At 65.6% G+C, this 14,287-nt stretch carries 11 protein-coding genes; 5 read left to right on the top strand and 6 right to left on the bottom strand.

Translation table 11 applies throughout. The annotated features are described in order from the left end of the window. The coding region (locus tag CI41S_RS00130) for a transposase (RefSeq protein WP_139856873.1) at positions 1 to 362 on the bottom strand (362 nt) is incomplete at its 3' end. Between the two features lie 405 nt (positions 363 to 767). Between CI41S_RS00130 and CI41S_RS00125 the strand changes: the two genes are divergently transcribed. Beyond that, positions 768 to 1,769, top strand: coding sequence for an adenosine kinase (locus CI41S_RS00125; RefSeq protein ID WP_139856872.1), 1,002 nt, complete (start codon positions 768 to 770; stop codon positions 1,767 to 1,769). 166 nt (positions 1,770 to 1,935) lie between these two features. Here CI41S_RS00125 and CI41S_RS00120 read toward each other — a convergent pair whose 3' ends face one another. Together CI41S_RS00120 and CI41S_RS00115 are read right to left on the bottom strand one after the other, a co-directional pair. Continuing rightward, positions 1,936 to 3,630 (bottom strand): AMP-binding protein, encoded by a 1,695-nt coding sequence (locus tag CI41S_RS00120; protein ID WP_139856871.1) that lies wholly within the window; start codon positions 3,628 to 3,630, stop codon positions 1,936 to 1,938. Between the two features lie 265 nt (positions 3,631 to 3,895). Continuing rightward, positions 3,896 to 5,086: a serine hydrolase domain-containing protein gene (locus tag CI41S_RS00115; protein WP_139856870.1), complete on the bottom strand. Its 1,191-nt coding sequence runs from the start codon at positions 5,084 to 5,086 to the stop codon at positions 3,896 to 3,898. A 359-nt stretch (positions 5,087 to 5,445) separates the two neighbouring features. Here CI41S_RS00115 and CI41S_RS00110 point away from each other — a divergent pair, with 359 nt between their 5' ends. Both CI41S_RS00110 and CI41S_RS00105 read left to right on the top strand, forming a co-directional pair. Then, a complete protein-coding gene (locus CI41S_RS00110) occupies positions 5,446 to 5,769 on the top strand; it encodes a hypothetical protein (RefSeq protein WP_139479331.1) in 324 nt (107 codons plus the stop codon). A gap of 138 nt (positions 5,770 to 5,907) precedes the next feature. Continuing rightward, the gene (locus CI41S_RS00105) at positions 5,908 to 7,395 is read left to right on the top strand and encodes an NAD-dependent succinate-semialdehyde dehydrogenase (RefSeq protein WP_139856869.1); all 1,488 of its coding nucleotides are present in this window, start codon (positions 5,908 to 5,910) and stop codon (positions 7,393 to 7,395) included. A 151-nt stretch (positions 7,396 to 7,546) separates the two neighbouring features. Here CI41S_RS00105 and CI41S_RS00100 read toward each other — a convergent pair whose 3' ends face one another. Then, positions 7,547 to 8,416, bottom strand: coding sequence for a transporter substrate-binding domain-containing protein (locus tag CI41S_RS00100; protein ID WP_244626361.1), 870 nt, complete (start codon positions 8,414 to 8,416; stop codon positions 7,547 to 7,549). Positions 8,417 to 8,588: 172 nt separating this feature from the next. Here CI41S_RS00100 and CI41S_RS00095 point away from each other — a divergent pair, with 172 nt between their 5' ends. Both CI41S_RS00095 and CI41S_RS00090 read left to right on the top strand, forming a co-directional pair. Next, positions 8,589 to 9,290, top strand: coding sequence for a GntR family transcriptional regulator (locus tag CI41S_RS00095; RefSeq protein WP_139856867.1), 702 nt, complete (start codon positions 8,589 to 8,591; stop codon positions 9,288 to 9,290). Between the two features lie 47 nt (positions 9,291 to 9,337). After that, positions 9,338 to 10,708: an NAD(P)/FAD-dependent oxidoreductase gene (locus CI41S_RS00090; protein ID WP_139856866.1), complete on the top strand. Its 1,371-nt coding sequence runs from the start codon at positions 9,338 to 9,340 to the stop codon at positions 10,706 to 10,708. Between the two features lie 453 nt (positions 10,709 to 11,161). On the opposite strand, the gene CI41S_RS00085 is transcribed toward CI41S_RS00090, so the two are convergent. Both CI41S_RS00085 and CI41S_RS00080 read right to left on the bottom strand, forming a co-directional pair. After that, on the bottom strand, positions 11,162 to 13,360 hold the full coding sequence (locus CI41S_RS00085; protein WP_244626362.1) for an SLC26A/SulP transporter family protein: 2,199 nt from the start codon (positions 13,358 to 13,360) through the stop codon (positions 11,162 to 11,164). A gap of 94 nt (positions 13,361 to 13,454) precedes the next feature. Beyond that, on the bottom strand, positions 13,455 to 14,276 hold the full coding sequence (locus tag CI41S_RS00080) for a crotonase/enoyl-CoA hydratase family protein (RefSeq protein WP_139856864.1): 822 nt from the start codon (positions 14,274 to 14,276) through the stop codon (positions 13,455 to 13,457). Positions 14,277 to 14,287: the final 11 nt, after the last annotated feature.

The following is a 14,287-nucleotide window of genomic DNA, read 5'->3' as shown; positions in this document are numbered from 1 at the left end:
CCACCGCACAGCCAGCGATACGCATCATGGCTTTCGCACAGCCGTGCCAGCGCCCGGGCACTGCCGACACCCTGGCTCGTGGCAAACAACCACAACGCCAGTTGCAGGCGTGGGCTGACCGGCGCTTGACCCGGACCATGGGCACGCGCCCGAACGGTCCCTTCAAGCGCGCTCAGATCGAGCCTCTCGACATAGGCCCAGATCACGCGTGCCGGATGCTCAGCCGGCAGCAACGCCTCAAGATCGACCGCCCGCAGCTCAACTTGATCGCGGACAGGCTCGCGAAGCCGGGCGCTTCCCGGCCAGTCCCGCGCAACCGCCTCTGCTTCAGGTAGATCACCAAACAGTGTTTCGCGTGACATCCGTGCCTCCATCGACCTTGAAAGCAGGGAATCATCCGACTCACGCTTACGCAAACAGAAACCCGCCAAATCACATAGATTCACAGCCTCTGAGGTGCGAGCCTTGCGGCGCGCTTGCGCCGCTGGGCGAGCCTCGAAGGATGAATCGGCCACAGTCGGCCGTGCATCCTTCGAGGCTCGCCGAAGAGGCTCGCACCTCAGGATGACGGGTCAGAGAGTGCGAGGATGACGGCCGAATGGCTTCGCTTGCTGCCATCATGCCTAACGTGATAGGCCGCAGCCTCTCGCCGGGCATGATCGGGAACGGCGGGCCGGGGTTTCGATCATGGTCAATCCGCAAGCATCGGGTGGAATGGCGGTTGATGAAACCTCACCCGCTCCGATGCCGCAAAACAGGGCAGGTCTATGGCTGACGCAAAATACGACGTTCTCGGAATCGGCAACGCGATCTTCGACGTGCTGGTGCAGACCGACGAAGGATTCCTCGCCCGTCACGGCATGACCAAGGGCTCGATGCAGCTGATCGACGAGGCCCGTGCCACCGCGATCTACAGCGACATGGGCACGGCGACCGAGATGTCGGGCGGCTCCGCCGCCAACACCATCTTCGGTGTCGGCAATTTCGGCGCCCGCGCGGCCTATGTCGGCAAGGTCAAGGACGACCAGATCGGCCGGCTCTATGTCCACGATATCCGCGCCGCCGGCGTCACCTTCGACACCAAGCCGAATGCGACCGGGCCGGCCACCGGCTGCTCCTACATTCTGGTGACGCCGGACGGCGAGCGCACCATGAACACCTATCTCGGCGCCGCGCAGGATCTGACGCCCGACGACATCGATCCGGCTCAGATCGAAGCCGCCAGCATCATCTATCTCGAAGGCTATCTCTGGGATCCGAAGAACGCCAAGGACGCCTTCGTGAAGGCGGCGACCATCGCGCATGGCGCCGGCCGCCAGGTCGCGCTGACGCTGTCGGATTCATTCTGCGTCGACCGCTACCGCGACGAATTCCTCGAACTGATGCGCAAGGGCATCGTCGACCTGGTGTTCTCCAACGAGTCCGAGCTGCACTCGCTGTACCAGACCGCGGACTTCGACACCGCGCTGAAGCAGTTCGGCGTTGATACAAAACTCGGCGTCGTCACCCGCAGCGAGAAGGGCTGCGTCGTGGTGTCGAAGGAGGGCGTGGTCGCAGCGCCGGCCTATCCGATCGACAGGCTGGTCGACACCACCGGCGCCGGCGATCTGTTCGCCGCCGGCTTCCTGGTCGGCCTGGTCCGCAATGTCGGCTATGAGAACGCCGGCCGCCTCGGCGCGCTGGCTGCCGCCGAAGTGATCCAGCACATCGGCGCCCGCCCGCTGGTGTCGCTGAAGGAGCTGGCGAAGCAGAAGGGGCTGTTGGTGTAGGTTTTCCTTCGCCTCTCCCCGCCTGCGGGGAGAGGCCGGATCGCATCGCCAGATGCGTTCCGGGTGAGGGGGAGTCTCCGCGAGTCCAGCCATCGCCGTTTACGCGGAAAGAGCCCCTCACCCCGACCCTCTCCCCGTGAAGGACGGGGAGAGGGAGAAGAAAGAATCACGCCGTCTTCGCCGCCTTTAGCCCGAGCCGCTGCTCCACCGCGTCGCGCATCACGAATTTCTGGATCTTCCCGGTGACCGTCATCGGGAATTCCTCGACGAACTCGACATAGCGCGGGATCTTGTTGTGGGCGATCTGGCCCTGGCAGAACGCGCGCACCTCGTCTTCGGTCAGCGTCTCGCCGGCGCGGACGCGCACCCAGGCGCACAGCTCCTCGCCGTAGCGGCTGTCGGCGACGCCGAAGATCTGCACGTCCTGAATTTTGGGATGGCGGTAGAGGAATTCCTCGATCTCGCGCGGATACAAATTCTCGCCGCCTCTGATGACCATGTCCTTGATGCGGCCGACGATGTTGCAATAGCCCTCGTCGTCGATCACGGCGAGATCGCCGGTGTGCATCCAGCCATTGGCATCGAGCACATCAGAGGTCTTCTCCTTCTCGTCCCAGTAGCCAAGCATCACGCTGTAGCCGCGGGTGCAGAGCTCGCCGCGTTCGCCGCGCGGCACCACCTTGCCGTCGAGATCGACCACCTTGACCTCGACATGCGGATGGATTCGGCCGACGGTGGAGACGCGGCGCTCCAGGGGGTCGTCGGTCGCGCTCTGAAAGCTCACCGGGCTGGTCTCGGTCATGCCGTAGGCGATCGTCACCTCGCGCATGTTCATCTCGGTGTTGACGCGCTTCATCACCTCGATCGGGCAGGGCGCGCCGGCCATGATGCCGGTGCGCAGCGACGACAGGTCGAAGCGCGCGAAGTCCGGATGATCGAGCTCGGCGATGAACATGGTCGGCACGCCGTACAGCGTGGTGCATTTCTCCTGCGCCACCGTGGTCAGCGTCGCCAGCGGATCAAAACCCTCGCCGGGATAGACCATGGTGGTGCCGAGCGTGACCGAGGCGAGGTTGCCCATCACCATGCCGAAGCAGTGATAGAGCGGCACCGGGATGCAGATGCGGTCCTGCTCCGTCAGCCGCATCGCGCGGCCGGTGAAGTAGCCGTTGTTGAGGATGTTGTGATGGGTCAGCGTCACGCCCTTGGGCGAGCCGGTGGTGCCGCTGGTGAACTGGATGTTGACGGGATCGTCGAATTGCAAGCTTTCGCCGAGTGCAAGAAGCTGCTCGCGATGCCGCGGCCCGCCCATCTGCGCCACCTGCTCGAACGGAATGGTGCCCGGCGCCGCCGGCCCGCCGATCTGGATCACCGCGCGCAGTTGCGGCAGCCGGGCCGAGCGCAACTGGCCGGGTTCGGCGCGCGCCAGCTCGGGCAGCAGCGTGTTGATCATGTCCATATAGGCCGAGGACTTGAACGCGGTCGCGGTGACTATCGCGGCGCAGCCGACCTTGCCGAGCGCGAATTCGAGCTCGCTCAGGCGATAGGCCGGATTGATGGTGACGAGGATCAGCCCGGCCTTGGCGGCGGCGAATTGCGTCAGCGTCCATTCCGGGCGGTTCAGCGACCAGATCCCGATCCGCTTGCCGCGTTGCAGGCCGAGCGCCAGAAAGCCCGCCGCCAATGCCTCGACGCGTTCGGCGAACTCGTTCCAGGTCCAGCGCACATTGTGGCTCGGCGACACCAGCGCCTCGCGATCGCCCCAGCGCACCCGCGCGCGATCGAGGCTGCGGCCGATGGTTTCGCCGAGCAGCGGCGTATCGGAAATGCCGCAAACATAGCTGTCCGCCTTGGGTGCCAAGATCGTTCCTCCTCGTGGTCGGGTGCCGCGCTTGATGCGCGATCTTGGTTGTTTGGGTCGGGCCACTTCACCTCTCCCCGCCCTTTTGCGGGGAGAGGTCGGATCGCATCGCATGATGCGATCCGGGTGAGGGGCGAGGCACACCGCCAACAATCGGCAAGCTGCTCGCCGGATGGAGGCCCCTCACCCCAGCCCTCTAAGAGCGAGCTTCGCTCGTCTCGACCCCGTGAAGAACGGGGAGAGGAGCGCAGTTCCGTCGTGGCGGCTACGCCGCCTTCTGCCCGCTGCCGGCGAGCCCGCCATAGATGCCGCGCTCGAAGCCCGCGAAGGCTTCCAGGCTGTGCTTGTCGGCGAACGGCAGCAGTTGCGTCAGGACCACGCCGCAGACATCGCGCGACGGATCGATCCAGTAGTAGGTGTTGGCGAGCCCGGCCCAGGCGAGGCTGCCGGGGCTGCGGCCTTCCGGCGTTTTGGCGGTGTTGATCAGGAAGCTCAGCCCCCATTTCTTCACCTGGTCCGGATAGAGGTCGACGTCGTTGGTGTAGGGCGGCGCCGCAGTCGTCATCTTGGTGACGCTGAGATCGCCCATCTGGTTCTGGCCCATCGCCGCGACGGTCTCCGGCTTCAGCAGCTGGTTGCCGTTGCCTTTGCCCTTGTTGAGGATCATCTGGCAGAACTTGATGTAGTCGGCCGCGGTCGAATACAGCCCGCCGCCGCCCATGTGGAATTCAGGATTCTGCTCGAGCTCGAACGGGATCGCCGCCAGCGTACCGTCCTCGCCGCGCGCATGCATGCCGACCAGCCGCTTGCGCATGTCGTCCGAGATCTTGAAGCCGGTCTCGCCCATGCCGAGCGGCGCGAACATGTTGTCGCGCAGATAGGCATCGAGCTTCTTGCCGGATGCGGCCTCCACGGCCTTGCCGACGAAGTCGATATTGATGCCGTATTCCCAGCGCGTGCCGGGATCGCTCGCAAGCGGGGTCTTCAGCGCGGCGTTGAGGCAGGAGATGATCCCGGGCGTGCCGGTCTTCTCCATGTACTTGCCCATGTCGGCGTTCCACAGATCGTAGCAGAAGCCGGCGGTGTGGGTCATCAGCTGGCGCAGCGTGATCGGCCCCTTCGCCGGCCGCAGCTTTGGTTCGCCCTTGGCGTCGAAACCGTCCAGCACCTGCGGCGCGGCGAGCTCGGGCAGCAGCTTGCCGATCGGCTCGTCGAGCGACAGTTTTCCCTGTTCGACGAGCTGCATCGCGCCCGCGCAGGTCACCGCCTTGGTCATCGAGGCGATCCAGAACACGCTGTCCTGGGTCATCGCATCGCTCTTGGAGAGGTCGCGTTTGCCGAACGCGCCCTGATAGATCACCTCGTTGCCGGTCGCCGCGATGGCGACGACGCCGGGAATCTCCTTTGCCTCGCTCTTCTGACGCAGCACCTGATCGATCTGAGCCTTGCTTTGCATTGGGGGTCTCCTCCGGTGGGACATTGTTCTGGAGTGGCGGGATCATCGTCCCGCTTTCCGGGTCCCGCAAGGCGGACGCGGGGCCCGATTGTGTCGCGATCGCGTGATGGCGAGGCCCTTACGCCGACCTTGCGCCGCCCCCGCGCGCACCAGACGTAAACCACGCGTGGAGATTTTGCGGTGGACGTCGCGGCAAGCCGCGTGACCCCCGCCGATGCCCACGGTAACGTGATGGAGAAATCGATTTTGGTGCCTGATTTTTTATATTAACGCATTCAGATCGCTGCACAAAAGGTGCGGCGAGGTTCAAATGATTTGACGAAAACGATCGTCATATTCGGGGTTGCGGGGACGCAGCAATGATTTCGACCTGGAGTGAATGGAAGCGCTATCCGCGGCCTGGCCGCGGCGAGAATATCGAGGCGCCGATCAGCCCTGGCCTTTATGAGGTTCGCTACGCCGGTACCGGTGCGCTGCACTCGTTCGAGGCGGTCGAAAATGTGGCGCAGGCGCTCGCGCTGCTGCAGACCGGCGCGAAATCCTGGTTCAGCCGCCGCGACCCGGCCGCGCAGGCCGATCTCGAATACCGCACCTGCGCAACCTCGACCAAGGCGGACGCCAAGGCCGCGGCCGAACGCATGATCGGCCGCCGCGAGACCTATATGAGCGGCGGCGCGGTGTGAGCCGCATCGCGCTGGAATGACGAGCGGATAGAGCCGCATTTGCGTGCCAGCAGGCGCGCGCCGCGGGCAATGCATCTGTCCGCGTTTCGGCCTATATAGGCCGCAATACCCCCTCCAAAAAAATCGAGGAGCAACGCCATGACCCCGCCCGTCGCCGCACGCGCCACGCAATCCGCATCTTCCCTGAAGCTGAAGGACCCGTCGCTGCTGCGCGACCGCTGCTTCATCGACGGCGCCTGGGTCGGAACCCCGTCGCGGCCGGTGACCAATCCGGTCAACGGCGTGGAACTGGCAAAGGTGCCGGTCATGAGCACCGCGGAGACGACGCAGGCGGTAGAAGCCGCCGAGCGCGCGTTCCCGGCCTGGGCCAAGCTGACCGCCAAGCAGCGCTCCAATATCCTGCGCAAATGGTTCGAGCTGATCGCCGCCAATCGCGAGGACCTCGCGCTGATCCTGACCTCCGAGCAGGGCAAGCCGCTCACTGAAGCGCTCGGCGAGATCGATATCGGCGGCGCCTATGTCGAGTTCTTTGCCGAGGAGGCGCGCCGCGTCTATGGCGAGACCATTCCGACGCAGCGCGCCGATGCGCGGCTGCTCGCGATCCGGCAGCCGATCGGCGTCTGCGGCGCGATCACGCCGTGGAATTTCCCGTGCTCGATGATCACCCGAAAGGTCTCGCCGGCGCTGGCGGCCGGCTGCACCGTGGTGCTGAAGCCGGCCAACGAAACCCCGCTGACGGCGCTGGCGCTGGTCGCGCTGGCGGAAAAGGCCGGCGTGCCGAAGGGCGTGTTCAACATCCTCACCGGCAATTCGTCGGCGATCGGCAAGGTGTTGTGCGAGCATCCCGCGGTGCGCTTCGTCGGCTTCACCGGCTCCACCGAGGTCGGCAAGATCCTCTACGAGCAGGCCGCGGTCGGCGTGAAGAAGCTCGGCCTCGAGCTCGGCGGCAACGCGCCGTTCGTGGTGTTCGACGACGCCGATATCGACGCCGCGGTCGAGGGCGCCATCGTCTCGAAATATCGCAACATGGGCCAGACCTGCGTCTGCGCCAACCGCCTCTACGCCCAGGACAAGATCTACGACGAATTCGTCGAAAAGCTGTCGAAGAAGGTCGCCGCGATGAAGGTCGGCGACGGCACGGAGCAGGGCGTGACCCAGGGCCCGCTGATCAACATGGATGCCGTGCTCAAGGTCGAGAAGCACATCGAGAATGCCGTCAAGGGCGGCGCCAAGATCATCACCGGCGGCAAGCGCCACGCGCTCGGCGGCTCGTTCTTCGAGCCGACCGTGCTGGCCAATGTGAAGCCGGACGCGCTGGTCGCGCATGAGGAGACGTTCGGGCCCTTGGCGCCGGTGTTCCGCTTCAAGGACGAGGCCGAGGTGGTCGCGATGTGCAACAACTCGCCGTTCGGCCTCGCCTCCTACTTCTACTCGCGCGATATCGGCCGGGTCTGGCGCGTCGCCGAAGCGCTGGAATCCGGCATGGTCGGCGTCAACACCGGCCTGATCACCACCGAGGTGGCGCCGTTCGGCGGCGTCAAGGAAAGCGGCCTCGGCCGCGAAGGCTCGCGCCACGGCATGGATGAATATGTCGAGATCAAATACGTGATGATGGCCGGCGTGTGAGCGCTGATCCTTTGAAGCCCGGATGGAGCGCAGCGCAATCCGGATGCAGTCTGTCCGCGGAAACAGGCCCCGGATTTCGCTGCGCTGCATCCGGGCTACGCAGCTTCCGCGAGGCCGGTTCTGATTGTGTCAGAGCCGGGGGTCTTGCTTCTCACACGCCCTTGTCGTTCGGGTTGGCGACCGCGTCCTTGAGCGGCGCGGTCATCGGGAAATTCAGGTTCACGTTCTTCGGCGGTATCGGCCGCGTGAACCACTTTGCGTAGAGCTCCTGGAATTCGTTGTTTGTCATCATCGCGACCAGCGTCTTGTCGACCAGCGCCTTGAACTCGGCATCGCCCTTGCGGATGATCAGCCCGTAGGGCTCGGTGCGCAGGCTGTCGTCGATGATGCGCCAGTCGGCCGGATTGGCGCTGTTCGCGATCAGGCTGGCGAGCAGGATGTCGTCCATCACGAAGGCGTCGCTCCGTCCGGTGGTCAGCGCCAGGAACGAGGCGCCGTGATCCGGGGTCAGCATGTTCTTGGTCTGAAAATTCTTCTCCTGGGCGCGCGCCGTCAGCAGGGCGATCGAGGTCGAGCCCGAAGTCAGCGACACCGCCCGGCCGTTCATGTCCTGAAACGTCTTGATCGGCCCATCCTTGCGCACCGCGGCGCGGATGCTCGAGACGAAGATCGTGTTGCTGAACGCCACCACCTTCTGCCGCTCCAGCGTGTTGGTGGCGGGGCCGCAGACGATGTCGATCGTGCCGTTCTCGATCAGCGGGATCTGGGTCGAGAGCTGGATCGGCTGCAATTTGGTCTGCAGCGACGGCAGCTTGAGCTCGCGCTTCACCGCATCGACGATCCGGCCGCAAAGGTCCATCGCGAAGCCGACCGGCTTCTGGTTGTCGTCGAGATAGGAGAACGGCACCGAGACGTCGCGGTGCCCGAGCCGGATCTCGCCGCTATCCCTGATCTTGGCCAGGGTGCCGCCGGGCGACTGGGCGTAGGCCGGCGCGGACATCGTGGCTGCGAAGAATGCCAAGTAAATCAATCGTTTGGCGGCTTGCCTCATCGCGCGCTCCATGATGCCGGCGGAGTTGGATACGAAGACGTGAGATTGTATACACAGCATTGCATAATCGGCAAATAAATTTTATACAATCGTAGCATACTCGGATATCTTCGCCGGTGTCACGCAGCGAGAGGGGAGCCGGATGGGACCTGGAACCGCCGCCAGCAATCGAGCAGCCGGAACTCACGGTTCCGCACCGGACGCCGTGCGCGAGGCTCTGCGGGCTGCAATCAGCTCGGGTGAGCTCGCGCCCGGTATCCAGTTACGGCAGGACGAGCTCGCCGAGCGGTTCGGGACCAGCCGTATCCCGGTGCGCGAGGCGCTGCGGCAACTCGAGGCCGAAGGTTTTGTCACGATCCTGCCCAATCGCGGCGCGGTCGTTTCCGATCTCTCGATCGACGAGGTGATCGAGCTGCTCGAGATCCGCATCGCGCTCGAATGCCATGCGCTGCGGCTGGCGATCCCCGCGATGGGCGAGATCGATCTCGACGAAGCCAGCAAAATCCTCCGCGCCTATGACGCGGAGCCCGATCCGGCGAAATGGGGCGCCTTCAACTGGACGTTCCACGCCACGCTCTACGCGCCGTGCAATCGTCCGCGCCTGCTCGCGATGATCGAGGCGAACTACGGCCATGTCAGCCGCTTCACGCGGGCGCTGGTCTCGCAGGCGACCGGCAAGGAGCGTCCGCAACGCGAGCATTACCGGCTGCTCGAACTGTGCCGCGAGGGCGAGGTGAAGAAGGCAGTCCGGCTGCTGCGCCAGCACATCGAGGAGACGCAGAAGACGCTGCGCTCGGCGCAGCGTCAGGCGGAGCGCGAGCCGGGCCCGCCAGGCGTCGCCTGATCGCTGCTCGCGAGAATCGAATCAATGCAGGCCGCAGGAGACCACGTGTGAAGACCAATGACGTCGAAATCCTGGTGATCGGTGCCGGCATCGTCGGCATCGCCACGGCCTATTACCTTGCTATCAAGCACAAGCGGTCGCGCCTCTTGATCGTCGACGAGGGTCAGCCGATGGCGCTGACCTCGGCGCAGTCGGGCGAGAACTACCGCAACTGGTGGCCGCATCCGACCATGGCCGACTTCACCAACCACTCCACCGATTTGATGGAGGAGATCGCGCGCCGCAGCGACAACCGCATCCACATGACGCGGCGCGGCTATCTGCTCGTCACCCGCGACGAGAGGCCGGAGGAATTGCTGCAGCAATTGCATGCCGGCTACGGCGCGGCGGCCGACAAGCTGATCCGGCTGCACGAAGGATCGAGCCGCGGCTATGTGCCGCCGCATTCCGCGGATTGGCAGACCGCGCCCGATGGTGTCGACGTTCTGCAGGGCCGCGACCTGATCCAGCAGCACTATCCCTACTTCCACCGCGACGTCGCCACCGCGCTGCACATCCGCCGCGCGGGCGACATCAGCGGCCAGCAGCTTGGCCAATACATGCTGGAGACGATGCGGCCGCTTGGTGCGCAGTTCCAGCAGGCCAAGGTCGTCGGCATTTCGAAGGCCGATTGCTTCAATGTGGACGTGCTGGCCGATGGCACGCGGCAAAACATCACGGCCGACATCATCGTCAATGCCGCCGGGCCGTTCGCCGCGCAGGTCGCGGCGCTGCACGGCGAGGTGCTTCCGATCGTCAACAATCTGCAGCAGAAGATCGCGTTTGCCGATCGCAACCGCGCCGTCGATCGCAAAATGCCGTTCGCGATCGATCTCGACGGCCAGACGCTGGCCTGGACCGACGACGAGCGCGAGGCACTGGCGGCGGCGCCCGAGTTCGTGCGCCTGCTAGAGCCGATGCCGGGCAGCATCCATTGCCGCCCCGACGGCGGCGACCACGGCGAGTGGATCAAGCTCGGCTGGGCCTTCAACACGGAGACGACGACCGAATCGGTGCGCGAGCCCGAGCTCAATCCGTATTTCCCCGAAGTCGTGCTGCGCGCGGCGAGCCGGCTGCAGCCGGCCCTGGCGCACTATCTCGGCGCGCTGCCGCGCGACCGCGTGCACTACGGCGGCTACTATCCGATGACCAGGGAAAACTGGCCGTTGATCGGCGCGGCCAGGACGCCGGGCGTGTTCCTCGCCGCCGCGCTGTCCGGCTACGGCACGATGGGCGCCTGCGCCGCCGGCGATCTCTGCGCCCGCGCCGTGGTCGGCACGGAAGCGCCGGCCTTCGCCCGCAGCCTGTCGCTGGCGCGCTATCAGGACCAGGCGTTGATGGACGAACTGGAAGCGACCGCAAGCCGCGGGTTGCTGTAATCTGCGTAGCTCGGATGCAGCCGGGCTACGGTCTTCTCCTTCCCCCTGCAAGGGGGAAGGTCGGGATGGGGGTCAGCCACGAGCGACGCTCTCTCCGGAGAGAGCAGATCCCCACCCGCTTTGCTCTGGCGAGCAAAGCGACCTCCCCTTTTCAAGGGGAGGTTGGCGCACGTCGCCTGGATGAAGCGCAGCGAAATCCGGGGACCGCCGCCGCCGCGCGCAAGAACCCCGGATATCGCTTCGCTCATCCGGGCTGCGCAGCTGGAGGCGCACTGTTTCGGAATAATAAAAGAATACCCTGACTTGCCCGACGCGTCAAGCGGCTGTGTCGACCGCCGGCCGCCGCCGGCTACTTTGCATGGGGTTGTTTTTCGGCATTTTGGTCGTGCGCCCCCGCGACGGCTCTTTCGGGGGGGAGCAGAGCAGTTCCGCGGCCCACCCACCGTATGATCGCTATCGCCGCAGCACCGCGATCGTGCGGTTGGCGAAGGCGAGGCGCTCGGCCATCACGGACACGAAATAGGTCAGCAGCTTCTGGCCGAGCTGGGGATCTTCGGTCTTGATCGCGTCGAACTGGTGGGCGTTCAGCACATAGAGCACGCTCGCCACCTCGGCCTGGATGGTGGCGCTGCGCGGGCTGCGCGAGACCAGGCCCATCTCGCCGATCGTGGTGTAGCGGCCGAGGCTGCGCACCCGCGTGGTGCGTCCGTCATCGGCCGGCACCATGACGCCGACGCGGCCGTCGAGGATGAAGTGCATGGAATCCGCAGGGTCGCCGGCGCGCACAATGACCTCGTCGGTCGCGACCTCGATGCGCTGGCAACGGCGGATCAGTTCGTCGGCGCTGTGCTCGCTTTCGAGGATCCGCGTGAACCAGCTGCGCAGGTCGGCCTGCTCCTGTGCCAGATCCTGGTGCTGCGAAATGATCCCGTTCTCGCACCACTCCAGCGCATGATCCAGTTCATCGATCACCGTGACACCTGCCGTGATGAAGTCGCTGGAGCGCAGCGCCTTCTCGGCGGTCGCCGACAGATGCACCAGCACCAGCTCGACGCCGACCTCCTGCGCGCTGCGCTTGATCTGGGCAAAACTGTAGGCCGCCGATGAATCGACGCCGGTGACGAGCTTGAAGTCGAACAGCAAATAGCGGCACTCGGGATTTTGCTGCAGCAACTCCTTGACGTGCTGGTAGAGCCGGTTGGCCGAGCCGAAGAACAGGTAGCTCTGCAGGGTCATGCCGCGGATCTTGCCGCCGTGCGCCAGCAGCGTGTCCTGGTCGTCGCGCGAGCGATCGAGCGAGCTGCGATATTCGGAGCCGTCGAAGCTGAACTTGATCGCCTCGATCCGCGACGCCGAGAGCGCGAAGGTCGCGCAGCCGATGATCACGCCGATCAGGATGCCGGGGACGAAGCCCCAGATCACGATGATGACGATGATCGCGAGCAGCGACAGATATTCCGTCACCGACAGCCGCCGGCGTGACTCGATGATCCATTTGTGCAGCTGGTCGGCGCCGAGATAGAGCAGCAGGCCGCCGAGCACGAATTTCGGGATGAAGCCGAGCAGCTGCGGCGCGATCGCCAGCATCAGCAGCGCGGCGGCGGCGGCGGTCAGGCCCGACAGGCGGCCGCGCCCGCCGGTCGAGAAATTGAGCACGGTGCGGCTGATCGAGATGCAGCCGGCATAGGCGGCCATCGCGCCGGCCAGGATATTGGCCAGGCCGGTGACGTTGAGCTCGCGCTCCAGGTCGGCTTCGCGGTGCACCGCGACTTCGACGCCAGTGGTGTTGAACAGCGTGCTAGCGGCGGTGACGAACACCACGGCGACGAGGTGGCCGAGCAAATCCGGAACCACGAACCAGGGAAAGCGCGCGAGCTCGTCGGCGTGCCAGGGCAGCGTCAGGGTCGCTGACGGCGGCGGCTCGAAGGTCCAGCCCAGCATCCGGGTTTCCTCGGCCGTGAGGCCGGTGATCCAGAACGTCAGATGCGCGACGATCACCCCGCCGATCAGGATGATCGGCAGGCCGAACGGGGTTCGCGAGCGGTGCCAGGTCAGGTACAGCACCAGCGCCATGGCGCCGGCCGCGCCCAGCTCGGAGAGGGTGATGAAATTCGCGAAGGAGGGCAGCGTTTCGAGCCGCAGCGGATACCCGGTGATGACCCGGATCGCACCCAGCACGATCAGAAGGCCGGTAGCGCCGAGGAACCCGCCGACCACGGGATAGGGCACGTAACGGATCGCGCGGCCCATCCGCGTCAGCCCGAGGCCGCACATCACGAAGCCGGTGACCATCGTCGACAGGCCGAGCGTGATCAATACCGGCGCGAGCAGCGGCGCCGATGGGTCGACCGCGATCATGCGCTCGACCAGCGAGGCCGCCAGGATGCCCATCACGGCGGCCGTCGAGCTGTCGGGGCCGGCAATCGCAAACGGCATCGAGCTGCCGAGCGCGATGACACCCGCGAGCAGCGCCGAGCTGATGAACGTCGCCGCCACGCCGTAGGACAGATAGGGCGTCAGCGGGCCGGCGAAGACCAGCAGCGCGTAGGACAGGCCGAACGTGATGCTGAGGACGCTCGCCGCGCTTCCGCCGAGCACATCATTGATGGCCCGCCGCGTCCGCGAGCCGAAATAAAGCGACCGACTGATCACGAAATCAGTGCCCTGAAAATTCTGTTGCCAGTCGTAAACGACCGCGGCACTGCACGACAACAGGAATCTTGCGGCAAGAATCTTGAGAGCGGCCTCAGCCGTGCCCGTCCTCATTGCCGAACGCGCCGTGACGGCCGGCGCCCGACGCAAACCGCGTCGCGCCCGACAGCGTCTCACCCGAGGCGATCACCTCGAGGCCGCCGCGCATCTCGTTCCGGATCGCGTCCTCCTCCTCGAGGTCCCATTGCCGCAGCGCGGAAAGGCGGTCGGCGCGCATGCAGTTTTGCGGGAAGCGCGCGATGTCCTTGGCCAGCGCGATGGCGTGGGTGCGCGCCTCGCCCTTCGGCACCAGGCGGTTGGCAAGCCCCATGCGATGGGCTTCGGGGCCTGTGACCGGACGCCCGGTCAGGATCAGGTCGATGGCCTGCGAATGGCCGATCAGCCGCGGCAGCCGGATGGTGCCCAGGTCGATCAGCGGCACGCCAAAGCGGCGGCAGAACACGCCGAAGGTCGCATCCTCGGCGACCACGCGCATGTCGGCCCACAGCGCAAGCTCCATGCCGCCGGCGACCGCAAAACCCTCGATTGCGGCGATCACGGGTTTTGTCAGCCGCAGCCGGCTCGGCCCCATCGGCGCGATGGTGTTGTGGCCGCCGAGCTCGCGCTTCTTGTTGGGATCGCCGGCCGCCACCGCCTTCAGATCGGCGCCGGCGCAGAAATAGCCGCCGGTGCCGGTGAACACCGCGACCGATGCGCTGTCGTCGGCATCGAAGGCGAGAAACGCATCATACAGTTTGCGCGCGGTCGCGCCATCGACGGCGTTGCGGCAATGCGGACGGTTGATGGAGACGATGGTGATCGGGCCATCGCGCTCGACGAGCACGGCATCGGCTTCGGACGCTGCGGCTTCAGACATGGGGCGCTCCC

Source organism: Bradyrhizobium ivorense, assembly GCF_900696085.1.
Classification (GTDB): Bacteria; Pseudomonadota; Alphaproteobacteria; order Rhizobiales; family Xanthobacteraceae; genus Bradyrhizobium; species Bradyrhizobium ivorense.
The sequence above is the reverse complement of the archived record's forward strand: the minus strand, read 5'-3'. Positions and strand labels throughout refer to the sequence as shown.

Coding starts and splice junctions, on each gene's coding strand:
- CI41S_RS00080 (WP_139856864.1), bottom strand. CDS start 14,276: ATGTCTGAAGCCGCAGCGTCCGAAGCCGATGCCGTGCTCGTCGAGCGC.
- CI41S_RS00110 (WP_139479331.1), top strand. CDS start 5,446: ATGATTTCGACCTGGAGTGAATGGAAGCGCTATCCGCGGCCTGGCCGC.
- CI41S_RS00115 (WP_139856870.1), bottom strand. CDS start 5,086: ATGCAAAGCAAGGCTCAGATCGATCAGGTGCTGCGTCAGAAGAGCGAG.
- CI41S_RS00095 (WP_139856867.1), top strand. CDS start 8,589: ATGGGACCTGGAACCGCCGCCAGCAATCGAGCAGCCGGAACTCACGGT.
- CI41S_RS00105 (WP_139856869.1), top strand. CDS start 5,908: ATGACCCCGCCCGTCGCCGCACGCGCCACGCAATCCGCATCTTCCCTG.
- CI41S_RS00125 (WP_139856872.1), top strand. CDS start 768: ATGGCTGACGCAAAATACGACGTTCTCGGAATCGGCAACGCGATCTTC.